Origin of the sequence: Photorhabdus asymbiotica, from assembly GCF_003634575.1 — a bacterium.
GTDB lineage: Bacteria > Pseudomonadota > Gammaproteobacteria > Enterobacterales > Enterobacteriaceae > Photorhabdus > Photorhabdus asymbiotica.
Map to the genome: position 1 here is coordinate 819471 of NZ_RBLJ01000001.1, position 23788 is coordinate 843258.

Annotated in this window: 17 protein-coding genes; 4 read left to right on the forward strand and 13 right to left on the reverse strand. The window is 42.5% G+C overall.

The annotated features are described in order from the left end of the window. Positions 1-111: 111 nt before the first annotated feature. Both BDD30_RS03655 and BDD30_RS03660 read right to left on the reverse strand, forming a co-directional pair. Positions 112-618, reverse strand: coding sequence for a contact-dependent growth inhibition system immunity protein (locus BDD30_RS03655; RefSeq protein WP_015833691.1), 507 nt, complete (start codon positions 616-618; stop codon positions 112-114). Continuing rightward, positions 618-5879, reverse strand: a complete 5262-nt coding sequence (locus tag BDD30_RS03660; RefSeq protein WP_015833690.1) for a DUF637 domain-containing protein — start codon at positions 5877-5879, stop codon at positions 618-620. Before BDD30_RS03660 ends, BDD30_RS03655 begins: the two co-directional genes overlap by 1 nt. Before the next feature lie 939 nt (positions 5880-6818). Between BDD30_RS03660 and tyrP the strand changes: the two genes are divergently transcribed. Continuing rightward, positions 6819-8024 carry a tyrosine transporter TyrP gene (tyrP, locus tag BDD30_RS03665; RefSeq protein WP_015833689.1) on the forward strand — a complete coding sequence of 402 codons (1206 nt, stop codon included), beginning with the start codon at positions 6819-6821 and terminating at the stop codon, positions 8022-8024. 56 nt (positions 8025-8080) lie between these two features. Here tyrP and BDD30_RS03670 read toward each other — a convergent pair whose 3' ends face one another. Beyond that, entirely contained in the window at positions 8081-8623 is a 543-nt protein-coding gene (locus BDD30_RS03670) for a YfaZ family outer membrane protein (protein ID WP_015833688.1), read from the reverse strand. 275 nt (positions 8624-8898) lie between these two features. Here BDD30_RS03670 and BDD30_RS03675 point away from each other — a divergent pair, with 275 nt between their 5' ends. Beyond that, positions 8899-10341 carry a catalase gene (locus BDD30_RS03675; protein ID WP_015833687.1) on the forward strand — a complete coding sequence of 481 codons (1443 nt, stop codon included), beginning with the start codon at positions 8899-8901 and terminating at the stop codon, positions 10339-10341. Between the two features lie 83 nt (positions 10342-10424). On the opposite strand, the gene BDD30_RS03680 is transcribed toward BDD30_RS03675, so the two are convergent. The 8 genes from BDD30_RS03680 to BDD30_RS23025 form a co-directional block, all read right to left on the reverse strand. Then, positions 10425-10868, reverse strand: coding sequence for a helix-turn-helix domain-containing protein (locus BDD30_RS03680; protein WP_015833686.1), 444 nt, complete (start codon positions 10866-10868; stop codon positions 10425-10427). Positions 10869-10878: 10 nt separating this feature from the next. Continuing rightward, on the reverse strand, positions 10879-11220 hold the full coding sequence (locus tag BDD30_RS03685; RefSeq protein ID WP_041381734.1) for a DUF4258 domain-containing protein: 342 nt from the start codon (positions 11218-11220) through the stop codon (positions 10879-10881). A gap of 53 nt (positions 11221-11273) precedes the next feature. Beyond that, a complete protein-coding gene (menE, locus tag BDD30_RS03690) occupies positions 11274-12674 on the reverse strand; it encodes an o-succinylbenzoate--CoA ligase (RefSeq protein WP_015833684.1) in 1401 nt (466 codons plus the stop codon). Then, a complete protein-coding gene (gene menC / locus BDD30_RS03695) occupies positions 12662-13633 on the reverse strand; it encodes an o-succinylbenzoate synthase (RefSeq protein WP_015833683.1) in 972 nt (323 codons plus the stop codon). Before menC ends, menE begins: the two co-directional genes overlap by 13 nt. Then, a complete protein-coding gene (gene menB, locus BDD30_RS03700) occupies positions 13633-14490 on the reverse strand; it encodes a 1,4-dihydroxy-2-naphthoyl-CoA synthase (protein WP_015833682.1) in 858 nt (285 codons plus the stop codon). The genes menC and menB overlap by 1 nt, the downstream gene beginning before the upstream one ends. A 2-nt stretch (positions 14491-14492) precedes the next feature. Continuing rightward, positions 14493-15308, reverse strand: coding sequence for a 2-succinyl-6-hydroxy-2,4-cyclohexadiene-1-carboxylate synthase (gene menH, locus BDD30_RS03705; RefSeq protein WP_049795196.1), 816 nt, complete (start codon positions 15306-15308; stop codon positions 14493-14495). After that, complete coding sequence (gene menD / locus BDD30_RS03710; RefSeq protein ID WP_015833680.1) at positions 15269-16942, reverse strand: 2-succinyl-5-enolpyruvyl-6-hydroxy-3-cyclohexene-1-carboxylic-acid synthase; 1674 nt, start codon at positions 16940-16942, stop codon at positions 15269-15271. Before menD ends, menH begins: the two co-directional genes overlap by 40 nt. 427 nt (positions 16943-17369) lie before the next feature. Next, positions 17370-17561 carry a hypothetical protein gene (locus BDD30_RS23025; RefSeq protein WP_147408118.1) on the reverse strand — a complete coding sequence of 64 codons (192 nt, stop codon included), beginning with the start codon at positions 17559-17561 and terminating at the stop codon, positions 17370-17372. 713 nt (positions 17562-18274) lie between these two features. Between BDD30_RS23025 and BDD30_RS03720 the strand changes: the two genes are divergently transcribed. Together BDD30_RS03720 and BDD30_RS03725 are read left to right on the forward strand one after the other, a co-directional pair. After that, the gene (locus BDD30_RS03720; RefSeq protein ID WP_015833676.1) at positions 18275-19501 is read left to right on the forward strand and encodes an alpha-xenorhabdolysin family binary toxin subunit A; all 1227 of its coding nucleotides are present in this window, start codon (positions 18275-18277) and stop codon (positions 19499-19501) included. A gap of 44 nt (positions 19502-19545) precedes the next feature. Then, the gene (locus BDD30_RS03725) at positions 19546-20607 is read left to right on the forward strand and encodes an alpha-xenorhabdolysin family binary toxin subunit B (protein WP_015833675.1); all 1062 of its coding nucleotides are present in this window, start codon (positions 19546-19548) and stop codon (positions 20605-20607) included. A gap of 183 nt (positions 20608-20790) precedes the next feature. On the opposite strand, the gene nuoN is transcribed toward BDD30_RS03725, so the two are convergent. Both nuoN and nuoM read right to left on the reverse strand, forming a co-directional pair. Further along, complete coding sequence (gene nuoN, locus BDD30_RS03730) at positions 20791-22248, reverse strand: NADH-quinone oxidoreductase subunit NuoN (RefSeq protein ID WP_015833674.1); 1458 nt, start codon at positions 22246-22248, stop codon at positions 20791-20793. Between the two features lie 6 nt (positions 22249-22254). Then, a complete protein-coding gene (gene nuoM / locus BDD30_RS03735) occupies positions 22255-23775 on the reverse strand; it encodes an NADH-quinone oxidoreductase subunit M (protein ID WP_015833673.1) in 1521 nt (506 codons plus the stop codon). Positions 23776-23788: the final 13 nt, after the last annotated feature.

A 23788-nucleotide genomic window follows, 5' to 3' on the forward strand; every position in this document is an offset into this window, starting at 1 on the left:
AAAATCTTTTAAGATAATTAGCGGACACTTAATAGTGATTACATGTCCACCTTAATTAGTTCTATAAATCAAAAATCATGACTAATCAAAACAAAAACCGTTGTTCTATCGTCAAACATAACTTCGACAACGTGAAAAAGCCAATCGTAATGCCGCACCAACTTCCTCAGGGGAACTGTCTGCCGGAATGACGACATTATCAGTTTCAGAAATGCCATCTCCAGACCAGCTATCCAATTTTACATGGCTAGATGGTTGTATCGTTATCTCACCATCAAGCATACAAATACTACAGCTCAACATTTTCTTAAATAATTGGCGTTTTGAACGATAGCCATAAGATTCCATCATCTCAGTTATCCAATTTTTATACTGTTCATTACTTACATCATGATCAAAATAATCGCCATATTCGTCAAGAGAGATTCTTCTGCTTTTTGATAAGGCATCAAGTACAGACGTTCCTAATTCTTGATCAGATACAATTGGCTGTAGTAAATGTTTGCTACCTAAGGGATCCGCCCTCAATAAACCATTGCCTGAATAGGTTTTAACAGAGTAAAAATCCCCATTAAACATAGCGCTTGCATTTAACCCTTGTTTAAAATTCATACTCATTATTTCACCACCACAATTTTGACATTAACATTTTTTTCCAAGCCATAAGCTATCGCGCTGTTAATTTGCTCCCATTGGTCTACCATTGTAGCTTTTGGTACAGCAATCCGAACTTCACGCTGTGAAATCATTGAAGATGTGATTTCAAACTCCCCTTTTTTGTATTTACTAAAACCCACCGCTGAATCAATACTCCTTTTCATTGACGTATATATTTGTTTAGGGTCCTTTATCCGTGCTGCTGTACGAGTATCCACAGTTTTAACACTAATAGCTATACGAGTAGCAGGATCGTAGAAATCAAAAGTCTTAAATCCTGCAGGCAACCGAGAACCTTTAGGCATCTGAGTAGCAACAAAATCCTCAAAAGGATACCCCTGCTTATAGTTACCTTCTCCCCACGCCATTTGGGTTTTACTCCCATCTTTTTCTACCCGATACACATAACGAATGTCTACTGCTGGGCGCAGATCTTTTGAAATGACTTTCGATAACTTAGCCGCGGCAGATGTAGACCCTTTGACCGCGCCAAAGCCACCGCCTGCCATACTAGCTATTCCGGTGACTAGTTTTCCTATCTCCAGACCCGCATTATAGGCCCCTTCTGGACCCGCTTTTTCATATTCGGCTTTGACAGTATCAAGCTGCTTGAGATAACTATCCTTTGTTTCCTGCCAGATAAAACCGGGCATATCCTCCTGAATTAACAGTGTTCTGAGTGATTCAATGACTTCCGAAGGATTAGAGACCGCGCCGACAATAGCCATCACACTATCATAAAGTTCTGATGGAATACCGGAGATAAAACCCGCTGCTAAAGAGCCGTCTTGTGTGTTACTAATCAAGCCCCATTTAGCAAAAATCTGCGCTTTTTTAAGGTAATTGGATTCTGCAGCCAGCTCTTTTTCCATTAATTGCTGCTGGTGATGAGCCAGGTAATTAAAACGAAAAGTGTTCTCCGCACCGCTTGCTCCACTATAAGCACCGTCTGCTTTACCGGTAAATACCGCACCGGCAAAGCCACCCAAAGCACGGGCGATTTGCGCCTGCCGTTCTGATGTTCTCTGCCACTCTTCGGCTTTAATGAGATTATCTCCCATCATGATACCCGCCAGTTCCGCAGCCAAAGCCCCGGCCATTGCCCCTTTGGCATTTCCCCGTCCAATTTCAGCACTGATACCTGCCACAACTGCGTGGCTTAAGGTTTTGCCCGGCACTCCCAGTACCTCGCCATTATCACCAATTAATCTGGCGCCTTCGGCGTTAATCTGACTGCCGATATTAGCCAACAAAGCATTGACCAAATTATCTTTAAAACTGCCACCGTTAATGGTGGTGTTCAGGCTGGAACTGATGACGGACTGGCCCGCTACCCGTTGAGCCACTTTGCTCCAGTCACCATTGCTGATTTGAGGTAATTGCGCTTTTGTGGGATCTAATTTAGTACCATCCACCGCTTTATCCCATCCCATATAGGAATCAAAGCCCGCCAATGCGCCCCCCATCACCATGGAAGTAATGGTGGATTTCACTGCATCACTGCTCCCCAACGCTTTTAATGCTTTGGATAGATCCCCCTGACTATCCACAATAGCGACCGCCGCCTGTGCCGACAGTGATGACATTCCCGCCGTTAACGCCCCGCCGGCCACGCTACTGCCGGCATGAGATGCAACGGATGCAGCCAGAGAACTGCCTGCGGTTGCCGCCGCTGCCGCAATGGCTATCACCGCAGAAACCACCGGATTTAGCTGCTGGCTTTTGTAATCCCAGCTGTCATACGCATCTTTGACTAAATTCCATTGCACATCCTGACGTTCATTCAGCCCTTTCAGCCAGGCGGTTTCCGGCGTATTGCCGAAGACTGACACCGCATTGTGTAACGATTGACCATTCTGGGCTTTGATATCCGCGCTAACCCCATTGGCCGCCTCGACGGTGAATGCTCCGCCGATATAGATAGCAGGAAGCACCCACTTATCTTCGGTATAGCCTTTATCCGTCTGTTTGATATAAAAGCCTTTTGAGTGGGTAATAGTCTGTTCAAAAGTGCTGTCTTTTACTGCTTTGAAGTCGACCTTACCGTGTGTACTGGTCAGTTTGGCATTTTGATGAGTGGCAATTTTGCTGGCTTCATAAGTACTGTCGTCCCGACTTAGCAGATTGATGTCACCCCCCGCGGTAAATTCAGTGACTTTGTTGGTGACATCATGACGGGTACGTTTAATGGTTTTCTTTTTGCCATACCACTGACGTTTAGTTTCTGTTTTTTCATAGTGGCTGGATTCTTCCATGGCCTGAGCGTACAGATAACCCCCTTTCGCCGCGATATCCATGGCCCCTTTGGCAGCCAGTTTGGTGGCCTGAAACAGAATGCTGCCGTTTGAGATAACCGTCAGGACGCCGTCGCTGACCAGTTCAGTGGCCTGCTGAGTGACGGATTCGGTGAATTCCCGGTTACCTTCCCGGTAGATGTGGTTTTGGACAGATTCAAAACGCATATTGCCGCCGGAGGAGAGCGTGATGTCACCCCCCGAAGTCAACTGAGAACCTGCGGTGGTGATGTCACCGTTTGCCGCCATCGTCAATTTTTTATCGCCACGAACCTGAGCAATAATATGCCGGTCATCTTTATTATTATCGTTGGTCTTATTAAGGGCAGAATAAGTCAGGGCAGAGAGAGTAATATTCCTTCCTGCGGATAATAATGTATTACCGTTGGCCTGTATCTGAGCGGATGTCCCATTAATATCTCCACCACTCATCACGCTGATATGATTCTTTGCCGTGATTTTGCTGCTGAATTCGGTTGATTCTTTAGATAAAGGTAAATCAGCCTGATACGTGGGTTCATAGGCACTCAGATCAATATCTTTGGCCGCACTTAAATAAATCTCTTTTCCGGCAGACATCTCTGAGCCTTTGGCAGAAAGATTATTCCCCGCATTAATCGTTAATGATTTTAAGGCATGTAAAATCCCCGATATGGGGGTATTATGCCGATTGGCTGTGTTTGATTTTGCAAAAGTATAAGTATCTGCATGGTTTTCTATCGTAACATCATGATGGGCTGACAAAGAGATATTTTCACTCGGTTGTAAATAGACATTTTGTAAAAGCAGGTTTTTACCCGAGTTGATAGTTAAATTACCGCTGGCATTTAATTGATTAGATGCAGGATGCTCACCCGTTTTATGTTGTTCCCAAATATAACCGATTTCATCACCGTTATGAAATTCAATATCCCCATGACGACTGATAGTGGTCACATCCTTTCCGCTTATATGACTGCGCCAGAGATGAATATTATTGATAGCCGCCATAGATAAACTATTGGGTGACAACAGTATGGAATTTTTTAGGGTGATATCACTCTCGGAAACAATATTGATATCATGAGCCGCTGTGATTTTATCCCTGAGGGTTATTTTTCCCGCATGCAATAAGATATTTTCAGCGGACAGTATTGCTGGCAGTTTTTCACTGTCGACGGGATAATGGAATACACTTAACCCCGTCGGGGAACTGTAAGGATAATGAGTATCAATATGAATACTGTCACTAAAGTCGGCGACAAGATGACCTTTTGTGATGATACTTGCGCGTTCAGCAACCAGTTTGTCTTTTCGAATATCATATTTCACTGCACCGTTTGGTAAGATATGATAATTTTTATCATCCCATTGATGATAGGTTTCAATTTTTCCAGAAATACCATTAGAAGCCAGTTGATAGATACCCGTAGGGATATTAAGTGAATCGGTTATGGAAACATAAGTATCCTTAGGGAAGTATTCAAAGAGATTAAAAGATCCTGATGTGTCCTCAGATATTCTGCTGGTATTGGAAAGATTTTTGCCCGTCAAAAATATATCTTTTCCGGCTTTAATTTTGCTCATTTCCTGATTTGATAACAGGTCACTGTTAACATAAATATTTCCGCCAGACAGGATGACACTGGGTTGCATGCTTTTTAATTTATATTCACTCTTATATTGTGCTGCAAGGATATCAAAATTTTTATCTGTCGGGTTGGGTACGGTTTCTCTTTTTTCGAAATAATAGATACTCCGGATATTATTCAGTTCATGAGTCCTGACAACCAAATCTCCATTGACGGTTTTTATTGTCGCCGATCTATTCTCGACGAGTTTACCTTTATTCCCCTGAGCATCTTTCTGTATCCACATGTTATTATTGGCTTGTAGCAAGGCTTTATCACCGCTATTACGCAGAGTATCACCAAATATCCGCATATCCCGGTCGGCTGTTACACTGCCTTTATTATCCAATTGAGTACTTGCCAGAGTAATATCCTGTCCTGCCTGTATCTGGATATTTGGCGCAATATGAGTTTCTTTAGCACTCAGATTAAAATCGGTTTTAGATTTGATATTTCCCAGTTCAATTTTGCCATTAACATTTAAAGTAATATCACGCTGGTCACTGATGACATCTTTCAGATTAACGCCAACGCCCTCTTCAGTAGCCACCAGCCGAATTTTATTGGCATACATGCCACCTAAGGCTTTGGTATCAACCGCTAATTGCGGTTTAGCCCCTTCTCCGGTGATTTTTCTCACTGTGCCATCGTTAAAATCAATCCGATTAGCGCCCTGTGTCAGGGATAAATTGTTAGCTTGAATTTTTCCATTTAACTCCATTGCCCGGCTGAAAATATCAACATAATCCGTCGCCTTGCCATCCAGCCCTTTGTCACCAATGGTAACCTGGCCTTGTTTTACTTCCAGCGCTTCCAACGCCCCTTGCTTATCAAACTGCGGTTTGCCGGTGGTCAGGGTGGCGCTAGAAGTATTGATAAAACCACAGCCATCACAGGTAATACCATTGGGATTGGCAATTATCACGTTGGCTTTATTGCCGACAATTTCCAACCGACCTTGCAGGTCAGAGCGATCGCTGCCGGTGACTTCATTGATGATCAGCTCCGCCGGTTTGTCTTTCAGATTAGGGTTGGCGTTAAGTTGCCCGGCCAGTTGTGACTGAGCCGCCTGAGTGGCGTTATTGAGCACGGCGCCCTGAGTAGCAACATTGAACGCTTGATAGGTGTTGTGAGATATCCCGGCGCCGTTCGGCGTAGCAATATTCACTACCGGGACATCCCCCTGATGGTGTACCTGTGTTCGGCTATTATCCGGCGTTATTCCCGCAGCAATAGCCGGGTGCAGTGGCTGAATGGCCGTCAGGTAAATTAAAAGATAACTCGTGCTTCTCGCCACAGAGTTGCTGAGTTTGTTCATCGTACTATCCCTTTTGTTGAATTTAAGTGTGACAAAGTCAGTGATGCTGACTAATCAGTGACCCAGTTACCTGCGGTCAGGCTGCGGTGATAAAATGGTCATCTCTCCACAGAAAATATTGATGATTTAATAGTGACATCATTAAACTATTCTAATGGGTAATTAATTAGCCGTCAGAATGGATAGTATGAAATGTGATCAGCGATCAGTTCTTTAATCCTGTTAATGGGGAATTCGATATATTAAATACCGGTAAATCACGATAAGGCTGGAGATATTGTTACCTTACACCAGCTTTGACTCTTTCAGTTCTCTCGTGATGGTATTGCTCCTCTAGCCTGATAATTGGGCCAGGACGAGCTTCCACGATGAAAAGACCCGTAAAAAATTTAATCTTTAAAGGTAAGAGGCCGTAATTAAAGATTTTTTAACGCAGGTAAAAAAACTCAATGAATAGTGATATTGAAAGAGAAAATGTCAGGAAAAACGGGTTTTAAACTGATAAATAATGCTTTCTGTCGTTGATTGATAATTTCCTGATCTACTGGGCTAATAAACTCTGAAGCATAAGCCTCCCCTGATATAACTAATGAAACGGATATCCTCCTCCCTCAGACAAACAAATATTTTTTCCATTGATAACTTTTATTCACAGTAATACTAATTGTTAAAAGAATTAATAATGTCTTATCTTACCCTTCAATTTAGATAGTTTTAATTAATATTTAATTTAAAAAATGTTAACAATCTAATATATTATAAATTAATATAACTAATAACTTTATACATTTAATGAAATACATAACTCATATTGATACAAAAACACACAACGTAATTATTTATTTACACTAAGTGTAACCGTTATTTGACATAAATAAACTAATCCATTAGCCTGCTTCGCTATAACTATTTCAATCAATTTAGAAATATGAGGAAAGCGTGAAGAATCGCACTCTTGGCAGTATTTTCATCGTAGCGGGAACAACTATTGGGGCAGGAATGCTGGCTATGCCACTGGCGGCGGCTGGTGTTGGCTTTGGTACAACTTTCGTGATGCTAGTCGCTCTTTGGATTTTGATGAGCTATACCGCTTTATTGCTGGTGGAAGTTTACCAGTACAATCCGGCAGATATGGGGTTAGGAACACTGGCAAAACGCTATCTGGGGCACGGCGGTCAATGGCTTACCGGTTTCAGTATGCTATTCCTGATGTATGCCCTAACAACAGCTTATATCAGTGGTGCAGGTGAATTGTTATCAGGTAGCCTCTCTTCATGGCTGGATAAACCTGTTCCCGTATCATTTGGGATACTGATTTTCACTCTTGTGGCAGGTGGTGTTGTCTCTATTGGCACGCAATCTGTTGATATGGTGAACCGCCTGTTGTTTACCGCAAAAATCATCTTCCTGATTATTATGCTGGCAGTCATGATGCCCCATATAAAAAGTACTAACTTGCTCTCAATGCCTTTAGAGCAAGGCTTAGTATTATCAGCCATTCCTGTGGTATTCACTTCTTTTGGCTTTCACGGCAGTGTGCCAAGTATTGTGAGTTATATGGGCGGTGATACCCGTAAGTTACGCAAGATATTTGTTATCGGCAGTGCTATCCCACTGACGGCCTATATCCTGTGGCAATTAACCACGCTGGGAGCAATTTCTTCCCATACTTTTGTCGGAATTCTGGCAGAGCAATCAGGGCTGAATGGGCTATTACAAGCGGTAAGAGAAGTTGTCGCGACTCCTCGAGTAGAGCTTGCTGTCCATCTATTTGCCGACTTAGCTCTGGCAACCTCATTTCTTGGTGTCTCTTTAGGTTTGTTCGATTACATAGCCGATCTGTTCAAACGTCGCAAAAATGTGACAGGCCGCCTGCAAACAAGTGCTGTGACTTTTGTTCCACCATTGCTTTGCGCTTTATACTATCCAAATTTTGTCATGGCTCTGACTTTCGCAGCAGTAGCGCTGTCTATTCTCGCCCTACTTTTACCTTCAATGCTGGCATGGCGCAGCCGCCAAATTGAGCAAACCGCTTACCGGGTCAAAGGCGGAAAACCCGCGTTGGTTCTGGTGTTTCTTTGCGGGATCGCTGTTATTGCCATCCAAATTGGTATTGTTAGCGGATTATTGCCAGCAGTGGGTTAATCAGAAGCCGAAGCTGTCCGCATCAGAAATGGTGCGGACGGCATGCAAAAAGTAAATTAGAAATTCAAACCAGCACCAACATAAAATCCGTCAGCCAGTTTGTTATCCCGGTAGCCCTCTTTCCCTCTCATATTCATAATTCGATAACCTGCATCCACGGTCAGCGGTTTAAATACAGTAAAACGCAAACCACCAGTAGCCTCAGTATAAGAATCAATACCAGAAGTTAAACCGGATGGAGCTCCGTAAACTTCACCATACAAGGATAAAGATGGCGTCACAGACCAGCTCAAACCAACACCGCCAGCTAGCGCCCCACCATCTTTTCCATCTTTAGGTGATAGATAGAGCGCTTTACCGCCAACACTGGCGGTTAACGGACCAACAGGCAGGCTAAATGCGGTGCCAAAACTTCCCAGGTGCCCATTATGATCACTGCGTGCCCAGTTACCATTAAAAGATAACCCAGCACTGTTATCACCAATTGCAACTGAAGTATTGGTAAAATGACGACCAACTTGAGCATTAATAGAAATGGCATTTACTGATCCAGCAATTAATAACAAACTGGTCGTTCCCGCAATAAGATAAGCCTTCATGATATTTCCTCTTTATTTACTTAATCTTAAGTATTTTACTTAAACACAATTAAATCTATGGACAACAAAAACAAATGAATCATCTATACTTACTAAATATGTGTGGATTTGTTTTATTGAATTTATTTAATGCAATCATTACTCATATAAAATAATTTTTCTACTCAACAATAAAGAAAAAAATAATATCAGAATAAAATTTTAACATGTTGACCAGAACATTTTTCTTATCAGCGATCCCGCTGTTTTTTTTCATGTAAAACAGGAGAAGTGTGATGAAAAAGAGAGGACTTACAACGGTTGCAGGAGCTCCCGTCGTTGACAACAATAACGTTATTACCGCAGGACAACGCGGCCCGATGATGTTGCAGGATGTTTGGTTTTTAGAAAAACTTGCCCATTTTGACCGTGAAGTTATTCCAGAACGTCGTATGCACGCCAAAGGCTCCGGAGCTTATGGAACCTTTGTCGTCACTAACGATATCACCAAATATACTCGCGCTAAGATTTTCTCTGAAATAGGCAAAAAAACAGAAATGTTTGCCCGTTTTTCAACAGTAGCCGGTGAACGCGGGGCAGCCGATGCTGAACGTGATATTCGTGGTTTTGCACTTAAATTTTATACTGAAGAAGGTAACTGGGATTTAGTTGGTAACAATACACCGGTATTTTATCTTCGTGATCCCCTGAAATTCCCGGATCTAAACCATGTTGTTAAACGTGATCCACATACCAACTTGCGTAATCCTGCTTATAAATGGGACTTTTTCTCTCACCAGCCTGAATCACTGCACCAACTAACCATTGATTTCAGTGACCGTGGTGTACCTAAATCTTTCCGCCATATGCACGGTTTTGGTAGCCATGCATTCAGCTTTATCAACTCAGATAATGAACGTTTCTGGGTGAAATTCCATTTCCGTTGCCAACAAGGCATTAAGAACTTAATGGATGAAGAAGCGGAAGCGCTAGTCGGTAGAGATCGTGAAAGTTCTCAGCGCGACTTGTTTACTGCTATTGAACAAGGCGATTATCCCCGCTGGAAACTGAAAGTTCAGATAATGCCAGAAAAAGAAGCAGCTAAAGTACCATACAACCCATTTGATCTGACAAAAGTCTGGCCTCACGGCGACTATCCAATGATCGAAGTCGGTTATTTCGAACTGCACCGTAACCCTGATAACTATTTCTCAGAAGTTGAACAAGCCGCGTTTAACCCTGCTAATGTCATACCCGGTATTAGTTTCTCCCCGGATAAGATGTTACAGGGCCGTCTGTTCTCGTATGGTGATGCTCAACGTTATCGTCTCGGCGTTAACCACCATCAAATTCCGGTCAATACTCCTCGTTGTCCGTTCCATAATTATCACCGTGATGGTGCAATGCGTGTCGACGGTAACAGCGGCAATACCGTGACTTATGAACCAAACAATGCCGGATTGTTCCAGGAACAACCTGAATTTAAACATCCATCATTAGCTTTAGAAGGAGATGCTGACAACTGGAACCATCGTCAAGATGAAGATTATTTCAGCCAGCCCCGTAAACTGTTTATGTTAATAAACAGTGAAGAGCATCAACGTATGTTTGATCGTATCGCCAGTGAGCTATCGCAAGCACATGAAGATACTCAACGCCGTCAGGTTGAGCTATTTAGAAAAGTTCACCCAGATTACGGTGATGGTGTTGAAAAAGCCCTGAAAAAAATCAAAGGCTAATTTCTAGCAATACCGTTCTTTAACACAATCTCTGCCCATTATTACTCGATAAATAATGGGCAGTAGCAGAGTTCAATTCTTATTTACATCATCAGCTTTTGCCACATATCACCTTTTTCAGCAAAAACTAATTTTTCTACTTGCTGCTGGATACTGGTTTCTGACAACGTTCTCAGTATTTCACCAATATAACTTTGTTCATTAATTGATTCTGTATAAAGAGAACGCAAAGCAACATCAGCAACTCTTGGAATACTGGACTGCCCCTTTTCCCAACGGGCAATTGTCTGAATATCGACGCCTAGCAGATTTGATAGGAGCTTTTGAGACATATTCATTTCAATGCGTAAAAAACGCATTTCTTCTGCTGACAGTGGGCGTTTCAATGAAACTAATGCCTTAGAAATTAAACGATGCAATTCATCAAGATTATCAATACTGATATAAACTTCACCATCAGTTATTTCCTGTTGAAATCCATTCGCTAACCAAATATTTGATAATCCACTTTCAACATAATGATACATAATATTATCCTTATTTAACTATCACCGTAATCACAAAACAAGATGGGTCATACTCACATCTTTTTAAAACAATAACGACTTCAATTAATTCTCCCGCTGCAATGCCTTGAAGATTGAACTTCCAGTCACCACCTGCCGTTTGATGTGGTTGCTCTGTTATATGATTATGTCGGCTCTTTAATATGTTAATGATTTGCCGAATTGTCACCCCTCGCTCAACCATTCTTTGTTTAACATGATGCGTATATTTAATACGCCCCGTGTGATTCTCAGCTAACTCATTGATAATTCTCTTCGCTGATACAGAATTCAGAGGAAATTCTCTGATTATAGGTAATTCATTTTCTTCCATGAAATCTCCTATCAAAAAGATAGGTATCATTATGATAGATTGGTTAATATAGTTCAAGAAAAATCTGGCAAATCCAAAACCCATTTTTTGATTTGCTGACGGGAAATTTTAATGCCGCTATTTTTAAACTGATGAGGTAACAGATAGTAAGCCACTGGACGCTGAAAAGAAGCCAGTTTATCAATCAACCATTCGGGTAATGAATCAATGACCTCAGATGAATTACTGTCGATGACAACAACAGGACGGTAACCAAATTCAGGATCGGGTACAGGAACAGCAAAACTTTGCTCTACTTGTGGGTAGGTATTAATCACTCGTTCAATCTCTTCCGGTTGAATGCCTTCTCCACCACTGAAAAATTGATTATCTATCCGGCCAAGTATTCGTAATTCGCCATTTTGTATCACTCCCCGATCTCGGGTATGAAACCAACCCTCACTATCAGTCAATGGTTGTAATTTACCATCCAGCCAATATCCACTGGCAAGGCTATCAGAACGAATATGAATTTCTTCATTTATCAGCCGAATTTCTTTGCCCGGTAAGGGATTACCGACACCGGGAAGATTATCTGCCCGTTTAACACATACCGTTGAAGCCAGTTCCGTCAAGCCATAACCACACCAACAATGAATTCCTCTCTGTTCTGCCCTGTGAGTCAATTCAACGGGGATCATCGCACCACCCAGAAGCACTTCTTTCAAATTTGGTAGCGGATTTTGTGACTGCTCCAGTAACCGCCAGAGCTGAGTCGGCACCAATGAAGCATGTGTACAATCTGCTAAAGCATGCTCCAGGGGATGAATATCTCTCAGTACCAGAGAAGCCCCTTTCATTAACCAGCGCCAAATAATCCCCTGACCAGAAACATGAAACAGCGGCAATGAGAGCAGCCAACTATCTTGCTGCTGGAAATTCATCACAGATAGTACATCCCGAGCACTAGCAAGATGGGCATAAATTGAGTGAATAGCCGCTTTAGGTAATCCGGAAGAGCCAGAAGTCAACATCATACTGGCCAGGCGTCTTGCATCCCATGCCACAGCATTATCATTATAATTCAGTGAGTTATTTTGCCAATTAAGGGGACTGGCATTTATAACCGGCAAATCATCACCACAGAAATCAGCAACAAAATCAATTTTCAAATGTGGCAGTAATTCAGACAGGAGTATTTCAGGTAATTGAGGATTCAATGGTAATACCCGCGCACCACACTGGAGTGCCGCAAGATAGCAAAACAGCATCTCTTCGCTATTCTTCCCCCGCAGCATTACACCACTTCCTTCAACCACCCCCTGCTGGCGAAAATTGGCCGCTATCGCATCTAAAGAAGTAACCAATTGATACCAATTTAGGGAGCGATCATGCAATCTGATAGCAATACTTTCAGGATTAACCGATGCCCAGTAGCGCCACGGCCACTGGGTAAATGAATTTAACTGCGCCATGCGATTTCTAACTCGTCCAATCCTTTTACTGGAACCGTACTACCCGGCCAACGACGTACTAACTGAAACTGAATCAATTCCAACGTATCCAATCCAGGAATAGTCGCAGGTGTCAACCAATGAGCAACGCGAGCAAGCTGAGTCAGACCGAAACTAGTTTCAATACTGGAGCTGATCACCGCCTCTAATCCAGCATTGTGCGCGGCTGAAATCAACCGACGACAACGGGCAAGACTGCCAACTAAAGTGGGTTTGATAACAATAGCAGCAACACCTTTCTGAACCTCTACGTTAAAACCTTCATCGCGGACACTTTCATCCCATGCGATAGCAATCCCAGTATTACGGGCAAAAGCGAGCGATTCTTCTGGAGTTCGACAAGGTTCTTCCAAAAAGGCAATTCGGTTACGGTAATCAGGATTCACATATTTAGCGAAACCATCCGCTTTAACACGGCTCCAACTACGGTTAGCATCCAGCCGCAAAACTAAGTCCGGTACCGCTTCCAACAAAACATTAACTACCATACCGTCACGTACAGCTTCATACAGCCCAACTTTTACCTTAGCAACTTTTTGTCCACCCATTTTACTGAGACGCACAATCAGTTCATCAGGATCACCATTACACAGTGGCACTTTCCGGTAATCAGCTTCTTCCGGCAATTTACCCTGTAATTCAGCTAATGCGCAGCTCACTCCGAATGCGACAGAAGGTAGTTCACTTTCATCAGGCTCAATACCAAGGTGCCACTGTTTTAGCCATGTCATCGCAGCTTCACCCGCCTGCTCAATCGTTTCCCTACTGAATTCAGGCAGCGGTGCAATTTCACCCCATCCCTGTTGGCCATTGTCCTGTAAGTGGACCAGAAAACCGTCACGGGTTTTAAGCCGCTGATATCGCAGGATAACACCAGCTTCCATCGGCAAGCTAAATCGGTATAAAGTTGCAGTACGCATCATGGGTTACGTTTAAATTTACTGAAATCAGGGTTGCGTTTCTCATTGAAGGCATTGCGTCCTTCTTGACTTTCTTCTGTCATGTAGAAAAGCATCGTGGCATTACCTGCCAATTCCTGTAATCCAGATTGACCATCACAGTCAGCATTCAGAGCAGATTTCAAGCAACGCAGAGCCATTGGGCTATTTTCCAACATTTCACGGCACCAGCGAACCGTCTCTTTTTCCAAATCCGCGTAAGGGACAACCGTATTAACCAGCCCCATCTCTAATGCTTGTTTAGCATCATACTGGCGACACAGGAACCAGATTTCGCGCGCTTTTTTCTGACCGACAATTCGTGCCATATAAGATGCACCCCAACCGCCGTCAAAAGAACCTACTTTAGGCCCAGTCTGACCAAAAATAGCGTTATCAGCGGCAATTGTCAGATCACAGACCAAGTGCAATACATGACCGCCACCAATAGCATAGCCAGCAACCATAGCAACAACAGGTTTTGGACAATTACGGATTTGGCGCTGAAAATCCAATACATTCAGATGATGCATGCCGTTGGCATCTTTATAACCTCCGTAGTCACCACGGATTTTTTGATCGCCACCAGCACAAAAGGCTTTTTCACCCATACCGGTCAGAATGATCACACCAATAGAACTGTCATAACGAGCATCATCTAACACCTGCATCATCTCTTTAACCGTCAGTGGACGGAACGCATTACGAACTTGCGGGCGATTGATGGTGATTTTAGCAATGCCATCGGTGGATTTATGATAAAGAATATCTTCTAATCCTTCAGAACAATCCTGCCATTCAATTTGGGCGTAAAGTTCTTCTTCGCTCGGGTAAATCATACTTATAATTCCTTATAATCAAAGAGTGATAAAAAATGGTTTACTGCCGTAGCAAACGCTGTCGCGTTCGCTCTGTGGGCATTATGCCCAACATGCGGAATAGTTTGCAGCGGCAAAACGCAACGTTTTGCCAATTGTTGGAATTTCTTATCATTTTCGCCGCACAAGTACATGAAAGGTAACGTCAGTTGTTGCAGTTTAGATACCAACCAAGGTTGATGTCCAAGCGAAGTATTTTCCAGCATATCAGCCACACGATCGCCATTATTCTGGCTGCGTACTTTAATCAGTTGCTGACGCTGTTCAGGCAATAAATCAGAAAAAATTTTCTGCTGATACCAGTCAAACAAAACCTGTTCAATCGGCTGGGAACGAAAACGTCTGGCCCAATCTCTGTCGTAGTTGAGACGATCATGCCGCTCCCGTCGGGAAAGTAAACCCGGGTTCCCTCCTTCAACTAGCAATCCACATAACCCCCGAATATCACCATAACAAGCATAATTCATGGCAATGCGTCCACCCAAGGAGTAGCCAATCAACCAATATTGATCAATTTGCTGTTCTCTTAACGTTTCCGACAAAAGATGATTCATATCTGCGAAATCTTTTATCTGCACTGCTACGGAATCGCCGTGACCGGGCAAATCTACTACTAATGAGGGATACTGAGTACACAGCTTGACTAATGGCGACCATTCATCACCACAGCCCAATAATCCATGTAGCCAAATCAGCCACGGACGATTATTCTGACTGTTGAACTTGTGGCAAACCAGATTCACAACATATCCACCTGTTTTAAAAGCTGTTGCAAGCATTCAACCCCTTCTCTATCTGGTACTTTCAGCTCAATCAGTGTAGTTTCATTTCGTTGCCATGCTTGTTCAGTACATTGTTTCAATTCAATCCAACTTTGTGGACTGGCATATTGCAGACCAAACATCGTCGCAGCATGATCAAAATTAACGTATTGAGGCATACAGTAAAAACGTTGCCTTTCCTCTTCCGGCGTCGGCAGTAAAGAGAAAATTTGCCCACCGTTATTATTGACGACTATTAATACCGTTGGAGAGGAAGGATGGCGCAATAGTGCCAAACTATTCAGATCATACAGGGCAGATAAATCACCGATAATAGCCAAGGTTGGCTTTGCTGTTGCCCGTTGCACTCCCGCCGCAGTGGAAATTAATCCATCAATGCCGCTTGCACCTCGGTTACTGTAGACTGGATACCCTACTGGCAATTGTCCAAGTGCATCTATCAGACGAACAATCAGGCTGTTACCCACAAATAGCTGTCCGTATTCAGGTAATAATTCATGCAATCGATAAGCTACAGCAGCCTCACTGAATTTCTCTGCCAGTTCCGCCCTGACGCAATTCACCGCTTTATTTGACCAGATTATAAGTTCTTCTGCCCATGGTGTACGTGATTGTGCCGGGTGAGCCAATAACCAGTCAGCAATATTACAGGTTAATTTTCTGCCACGATGATTAGCAGGATCAAGCCGTCCCGGTATTGCATCAATAATCCAAAACTCCTCTGGCTGACATTTAGCCTGCCACTGTAACAAGCGTTTTCCTGTCAGGCTGGAACCAAACTGCACCACCAATTGCGCCTGGGCTAAAATTTCCTGTGCATGAGGATTATTCAACCATAAATCGGCACAAGGTAATGGCTGACCAGTTTGTGAAAGCACATTACCAATCAGCGGCCAACCCAATGTTTTCGCCCATTTAGCAACCTTAACGCCCTCCTGAGCACTCATTCGACCAGCCAATACAACTCCTTGTTTCTGTTGCCAATAGTGCCAATCCGGAACTTCTGCTACAACATTTGCGACTGGCTGGCTCAACCAAGGTTTGTTGCTTTTCCACCAATCGCCTAACTGCCGCAACCATTCATCATAAGGAGGTTCTTCATTGCCATATAATGGTTCGGCAAATGGGCAATTAATATGCAAGGCTCCATGTTGCAAATTCGCCATAGCATGATCTATGACAGAAATTAACCAGCTCGCTGTTATATCAACTGTTGGTCTTGGCAAAGAAATTGTTTTGCATGGATGAGAAGCAAAAATACCATTTTGACGGATAGCCTGATTCGCACCACAATCCATCAATTCCGGTGGACGATCGGCAGTAAGGAAAATGATTCGTTCGCCCGTCAAACTGGCTTCAATTAATGCAGGATAGAGGTTTGCCACTGCGGTTCCAGAAGTAACGATAACAGCAACAGGCTCTTTACTTGCTTTGGACAATCCCAGTGCCAGATGTCCTAACCCACGTTCGTCAAAATGAGTATGGCAAATCAGTTTGTTATTTGACGCTGCGGCTATTGTTAAAGGTGTGGAACGTGAACCTGGCGCAATGCAAGCATGACGTAATCCATGACGAGTAAGTGCTTCCAATAAAAGTTCCGCCCAGCGGCGGTTAAATGCGCAGTTTGACATACTTTACTCAGAAAATATTTATAAAAGTTGACTATCAGTATCCTAACGACATGGATAATTATTTCTTTATCCTAGTTCAATGAATTGACAGTTAATCGGAAACCATTTTCGTAACTTACTCGTAGGAAGATATCTTGCTTCTCCCGCTTCAGATTGCGTAATACAGGCTGGATGAATCCGATCCCAGGTATTCAGCGCCCAGATCCGCATCTGTGGAAACTGGCCGTTTCTCTGCAAAAAATTTTCGGCTGAAGGGATATCGCTGAAAAAGTGGATTAGCCCGTAATCGGTAGCTTCTTCATGACCATCTCTGTTTCGCTAACTTGTTCATTATTCAGTGTTTTGCATACATTAGCGACAACATCGGCAATTTGATTCACAATTCCTACCCTAAAAGACATGATAGAAAGTAGGATTATACTGGGCATTAGTAATCATTAAAGCCCTGATTATTTATATCCTTCAAGTTGCTGCTTTGTTGGCTGCTTTCACTCACCCCAGTCACATAGTTATCTATGCTCCCTCCAATACTGAAACAAGCCAAATCAGACGTTTTGGCCTTCAGATAACTAATATTAAATCCATTAGTATGATCAATTTTCACTATGCAATTTATCAAAAGACTGTCCTTTTATTTACTACGAAAAATTTACTAAATAAATACCGTTATTATAAACCAAGAAATAAATATTTATCTTTTGAAAAAACACTTTCTATAAAAAACATATTTTATTTGTACAATACCTAAATAGCATTATAAAAAAATCCATCTTATTTATTAATTTCAACCATTACATGAACAATTAAGAATTTAATTAAATACAAATCAAAAAACATCTGACTTATTCTTTACAAGAATACAACATTAACTACCTTTTAAATTAGAAAGGTAGAAATCATATAATCACCACATCATCAAAATAACATCAACCATTTGTTTTAATTGAATTTATTAAAAAACATTTAAATAACTGATATTCCACATCCTAATATCAATAAAAAAACGAATATTTAAGCTATATAAACAAGAAAACAAAAAGAATATTTTCACATTTAATTGCCAAAACAATAATAATTCACACTATTTAATTTCATACATTAGACATACAAAAACCATAAATAAATTTATTTAAAATCAATAGTAATACAAAAAAACATTTAATAAAACTCATGAATTAAACCATTTTTTCAACAATCAATCCCATAAACTTGTGTATTTTTAATTAAGACCATTCAATAAAAAACACAACGTGAATTTAACAATATGAGTATTATGGCGTCCGGTTATGCCTTGATGTATTTAATAATTTTTCAATAAAGCAAGAACCATTAATGGAGAAATATATGTTATTAGCTCAACTTCCAGCGGAAAAAACACTAAACGAAACAGATATTCCCTCGGCTACCTTGCAATTACTGACTGGTAAACAAGAAGGTGTTGCACGCCCCGGAGGAATATTTACCAAAGAAGACCTGATTAATATCAAGCTGTATGTTAAGAAAGGGCTATCACTACCTTTTAATATTGAGGAAGTGAAAAGCTATCTTGGCTACCAAAAAGTCAATATCGCTGGACTAGAACCAGAGGACATTCACGCCCTATTTGAAGAAATCCGTATCCATTCACTTAGCTGGAGTGAAGTAGAAAAAGATGTTCTGCAACAGAGCATAGATCTGGAAGTTGTTGGTAAGCAAATTACCGAAACCGGAGATAATATACTCAGTATCATCAATGAGATGCCAATTATTGAACGCATCAAGAGAAAGTTGGGGGATATCTCAAACAGACAACTTTCCCAGATAATCTATACCCACGAAGACAGAGAAGTATCGTATGCACTGGTAGAAATCCTCGATACCATGAAGAGCGATATTGAGCAACAGCGACAGAAAACCGAAAAAGTCAAAAACGAAGTATCCGATTTCAAATTAAAACTTATCGGCGGCAGACTGACCAACGGCAGTATTGCTATGGGCTTACAACCACAGGTTGAAAGTAAAAGAAAGCTGATGAAAGACAATAAAATGTCGGTCAACATTGAAGATATAGACGAAAAAATCATCGAGAAAAAAGCAGAAATCGACCAACTTAAACAAGATTACAACAAATTTGTGGGTCTGGCTTTTTCCGGTATTGCCGGAGGAATTATAGGTCTCGCAATTACCGGTGGCATATTTGGCTCCAAGGCAGAAGAAGTACGCAAACGGAAAAACATGCTGATCGAAGAAGTACGTAGCCTGGAAGAAAACATTAAAGGTAAACGCTCACTGCAAAAATCTATTACCAATTTATCCCTTGATTTTAGTGATATTGATACCCGTTTGTTGGATGCAGAAGTAGCTCTGAACCACTTAGATTACATGTGGCAATCCATGCTGACCCAGCTCAATGCTTCTAAAGATAAATTCGCCCAAATTAACGATGCACTGAACCTGACCTCTTTTGTAACTAAATTCCAGCAAGTAATCAGCCCCTGGAAAGAGGTGGAAGGTTCTGCGAAACAATTAGTCAGGGTTTTCGATGAAGCGTTGAAAGAATACAAACATCGCTATAACTGATCGTTCCTCGTATTACTCAAGATTACAGAAAAAGGAGTACTAAAATGACTGAAGTCATCACTTTCCCTCAGAAAACTATTATTTATCCAGAAATTAGCGTAAAAACTTTGAGCCAAGCGGTGAAAAATATCTGGCGTTTAGCACACCAGCAAAAATCAGGCATTGAAATCATCCAAGAAAAAATTCTGCGGGTAGGCGTATACAGCCGTGATATTGATGAAGCCGCTCGCGATTCTATACCTCAACTACAAACCGTCCTGAGACAACTTCCTCCTCAAGACTATTTCCAAACCATCATCGACATTGATACAGCTCTGGAAAACCCTGAACTGGATGATGAGACGCGGAATACCCTGTTGGAAGCCCGCTCAGAGCATATCCGCAGTCTGAACAAAGATGTCAAAAACGTCATTTCCAACTTACACAAAGAAGCTAACATAATGGCTAACAAAATTGCCGATGTTCGTAATGTCGTCATTGTTGAACGCCTAGAAGAGAGTCTGAAAGAAGAGCTGGAAAGAAAAACGGAACTACAAGCCGATATCGCCCAGAAAGAGCAGAATAAAGCTAAATTGCTCCCAGATCGCAATAAAATCATCGAAAGCCAAGACATTATTCGCCAATATAATCTGGCCGATATGTTTAAGGACTATATTCCCAATGTCAGTGAATTGGACAAACTAAACTTGGATAGCCCTAAAAAAGAGCTTATTAAGCAAGCGATCAAACAAGGCATCGAAATCGCTAAAAAAATCCTCGGCAATATTTCCACAGGGCTGAAGTATATTGAGCTAGCTGATGCCAGAATTAGATTGGACGCACAAATCTCTCAGTTAAGCAAAGATTGCGACGATTTAAAAACCCAATTAAAAGACGTAGAGCAACGGATTGCCGGTATAGAAAACGCGCATCAAATCGACAAAGAACGCACTACCCTATTACTCCAAGCAACTAAACTGGAGCAAATATGGATTATTTTTGCCAACCAATTACAGGAGACAATCGAGGATCAATCCAGTCAGCAAAATCTGACTAAACTCATACATGATCAATTAGACTACCTTGATAATCTGGAATCGCAATACAGCGGTTTTTTGCTGAAATAAATGCGGCTTGCTCCCTAACCTTCATCAAACAATACAAGTAGTTAGTACGATAAGTGAATAAAACTCGTTATAAAGTACAGTTTAGGGAGAAGAAAGCGTTATCAATAAGCTAGCAACAACCCGGTAAGAATAAATCTTACCGGGTTTTTATGTTGCGAATAATTCGTAACAACAGACTAACGATTAGAGGACAATTTTCGCTTGCTGTATCACATCAATCAGCGGTTGAGGCCAAATACCTAGCGCTAATACGAGTAATGCAGAAATCAGAACAACCATCCCACCGGCAGTCAATGCCCAGTTCCTTGGTGTATCTCGGTTAAGGGCTTTCGGTGCAGGCAAGTACAAGCTAACCATCACCCGCAGATAATAATAAAGACCAATAGCACTACCAACCACAACAGCACCAGTCAGCCACCACAGTTCAGCCTTCACACCCAATACAATCACGTAAAACTTACCAATAAAGCCAAACGTCATTGGGATACCCGCCAGTGACAACATCATCACCGTCATAACTGCCGACAGAATAGGTTTATGCCAGAACAGGCCACGGTATGAGTAGAGGGAATCTGCATCTGGCCCTTTATATGGGCTGGACATTAGGCTAACGACGCCAAATGCACCGATACTGCTAAACAAATAACCTGCCAGATAGATACCCACTGTTTCTTCTGACAGCTGGTGATTCTGTACTGCCACCATCGCCACTAACAGATAACCTAAATGAGCAATAGAAGAATAACCAAGCAGACGTTTAATATTCGTCTGCGTCAGCGCCATCAAGTTACCGAACAGCATAGAAGCAATCGCAATGACAGCTAATACCGCACGCAGTGCTTCATTATCTGCCATCGGTGCTTCAACGAATAAACGTATCACTACGGCAAAAATCGCTATCTTACTGGCTGTTGCCAGAAAGGTAGAAACCGGTGCAGGCGCGCCTTGATAGACATCTGGTGTCCAGAGATGGAAGGGTACCAAAGACAACTTGAAGCCAAGACCAACCACTAACATACCCAGACCGGCCAGTATTAATGGTTGATAGATATAGCTATCAGATAAGCGATGTCCTAATGCAGCAAAAGAGAGATCTCCTGATTCTGCATACAACAGTGCCATACCAAACAGCATAAAAGAAGAGGCTGCCGCGGACAGCAACATATACTTGATAGCCGCTTCCAGCGGGCGTCTCTGACGATATGCATAGCCAATCAAACCAAACAACGGCAAAGTTAATAACTCAATACCGATAAACAATGATGCTAGATGGTTTGCACAGGCCAGTAGAATACCGCCTACCGTTGCAATCAGCACCAGCAGGTAGAACTCTTCTTTATTATCTGGATAATTTTCCAACCAGGAATAGGCGAAAGTAGAAGTTGCCAAGCTCGCAACCAGCACCATACCGATATAGAGCATGGCATAACTGTCCACATGAACCAGCGGGGTGACATCCATTGCCTCCTGTTGTCCGACAAAATAGAGGGACAACAGCGCCAGGTTCAAACCTATCACGGTCAGAGTTGTATTAATAAAGTGATCGCGTCGCCACGCAATGGACAGCATCACAACTACTACCGTCAATCCGACGATCAACAGCGGTAACAGCGCGATCAGTTGTTGAGGAGTTATTGTCATGGCGAATTACGGCCTTGTAGTTGAAATTGAAGCTGAATACCAGGTCTGGACGTTATCCATCGCTGCCGCTGAAGTATCAAGGATAGGTTGTGGATAGAAACCCATAATCACCAGTAATATCAACAGCACCATTACAATGGATATTTCTCGCATATCCATCCGTCTTAGTGGTTCATCTGACTTTGGCGTACCGTAATAAGCACGCTGCATCATATACAGGGCATAGACAGAAGCGAAAACCAGACCAAACACAGAAATCGTTATAATTAACGGAAATTCACTAAAACTACCAAACAGGATCATAAATTCACCGACGAAATTACCGGTTCCCGGCATCCCCAGTGTTGCAACGGCAAAGGAGAGCGATAACGCAGGCAAGAATTGCACACGTTTCCACAAGCCCCCCATAAGATTCATATCACGGGTATGTAAGCGCTCATAAAGCTGACCACACAGAATAAACAGACCCGCAGCTGACAAACCATGAGCAATCATCTGAATAATTGCCCCCTGGTAAGCAAGCTGGCTGCCAGAATAGATCGCAATTAACACAAACCCCATATGAGAGATACTGGTATAAGCAATCAAGCGCTTGATATCTGTCTGGCTGAATGCCATCCATGCGCCATAGAAGATCCCAAGCACACCTAACCACATCGCGATGGGAGTAAACTCATGGGAAGCTTCCGGAAATAGCGGCAAACCGAAACGCAACAAACCATAACCCGCTGTTTTCAGCAAGATACCTGCCAGGTCAACAGAACCCGCTGTTGGTGCCTGACTGTGCGCATCAGGCAACCATCCATGTAAAGGCACAACTGGCATTTTTACAGCAAAAGCAATGAAGAAACCTAGCATCAGCAAGTACTGAACGGTATGTGACATTGGGGTATTCAGCAATTTTTCATAGCTGAATGTCCACTCGCCTGTTCCGTTATAGTGAACCAGTACCAGTGCCATAATCGCAATTAACATTACCAAGCCACTTGCCTGGGTATAAATGAAAAACTTGGTTGCCGCGGTGATACGGGTCTTACCACCTGAGCCTCTGTGTCCCCACAGTGCAATCAGGAAGTACATCGGCACCAACATCATTTCCCAGAAAAAGAAGAATAGGAACATGTCGATAGCGAGGAACACCCCCATCACACCACCAAGTATCCACAGCAAGTTCAAGTGGAAAAAACCCTGATACGGCTGATTTTCCGTCCATGAACAGAGAATAGCCATCAGCCCCAGTAGTGCAGTCAACACCACCATCAGCAGCGATAAGCCATCCAGAGCAAGGTGAATACTGATACCAAAACGTGGAATCCACGGCATAAAAAATTCTGATTGCCATTGAGGAATCCCCTGCGGATTAGCCAAGGTATAGCCCCCCTGCAACCACAGTTGCAGAGAGAGCACCAGAGTCAACCCCATCGAGATTAACGCTATCCAACGCGGTACACGGGTACCAAAGCGTTCAGCCTGCCAACTCAGCAGACCACCGATGAAGGGCATAAGAATTAGCCAAGGTAATAGCATGGCGCAATGTGTC

Coding starts and splice junctions, on each gene's coding strand:
- menH (WP_049795196.1), bottom strand. CDS start 15,308: ATGCTTGCAACAGCTTTTAAAACAGGTGGATATGTTGTGAATCTGGTT.
- BDD30_RS03660 (WP_015833690.1), bottom strand. CDS start 5,879: ATGAACAAACTCAGCAACTCTGTGGCGAGAAGCACGAGTTATCTTTTA.
- menD (WP_015833680.1), bottom strand. CDS start 16,942: ATGTCAAACTGCGCATTTAACCGCCGCTGGGCGGAACTTTTATTGGAA.
- menB (WP_015833682.1), bottom strand. CDS start 14,490: ATGATTTACCCGAGCGAAGAAGAACTTTACGCCCAAATTGAATGGCAG.
- BDD30_RS03655 (WP_015833691.1), bottom strand. CDS start 618: ATGAGTATGAATTTTAAACAAGGGTTAAATGCAAGCGCTATGTTTAAT.
- BDD30_RS03720 (WP_015833676.1), top strand. CDS start 18,275: ATGGAGAAATATATGTTATTAGCTCAACTTCCAGCGGAAAAAACACTA.
- nuoN (WP_015833674.1), bottom strand. CDS start 22,248: ATGACAATAACTCCTCAACAACTGATCGCGCTGTTACCGCTGTTGATC.
- BDD30_RS03685 (WP_041381734.1), bottom strand. CDS start 11,220: ATGGAAGAAAATGAATTACCTATAATCAGAGAATTTCCTCTGAATTCT.
- nuoM (WP_015833673.1), bottom strand. CDS start 23,775: ATGCTATTACCTTGGCTAATTCTTATGCCCTTCATCGGTGGTCTGCTG.
- BDD30_RS03675 (WP_015833687.1), top strand. CDS start 8,899: ATGAAAAAGAGAGGACTTACAACGGTTGCAGGAGCTCCCGTCGTTGAC.
- BDD30_RS03725 (WP_015833675.1), top strand. CDS start 19,546: ATGACTGAAGTCATCACTTTCCCTCAGAAAACTATTATTTATCCAGAA.
- BDD30_RS03670 (WP_015833688.1), bottom strand. CDS start 8,623: ATGAAGGCTTATCTTATTGCGGGAACGACCAGTTTGTTATTAATTGCT.
- menE (WP_015833684.1), bottom strand. CDS start 12,674: ATGGCGCAGTTAAATTCATTTACCCAGTGGCCGTGGCGCTACTGGGCA.
- menC (WP_015833683.1), bottom strand. CDS start 13,633: ATGCGTACTGCAACTTTATACCGATTTAGCTTGCCGATGGAAGCTGGT.
- BDD30_RS03680 (WP_015833686.1), bottom strand. CDS start 10,868: ATGTATCATTATGTTGAAAGTGGATTATCAAATATTTGGTTAGCGAAT.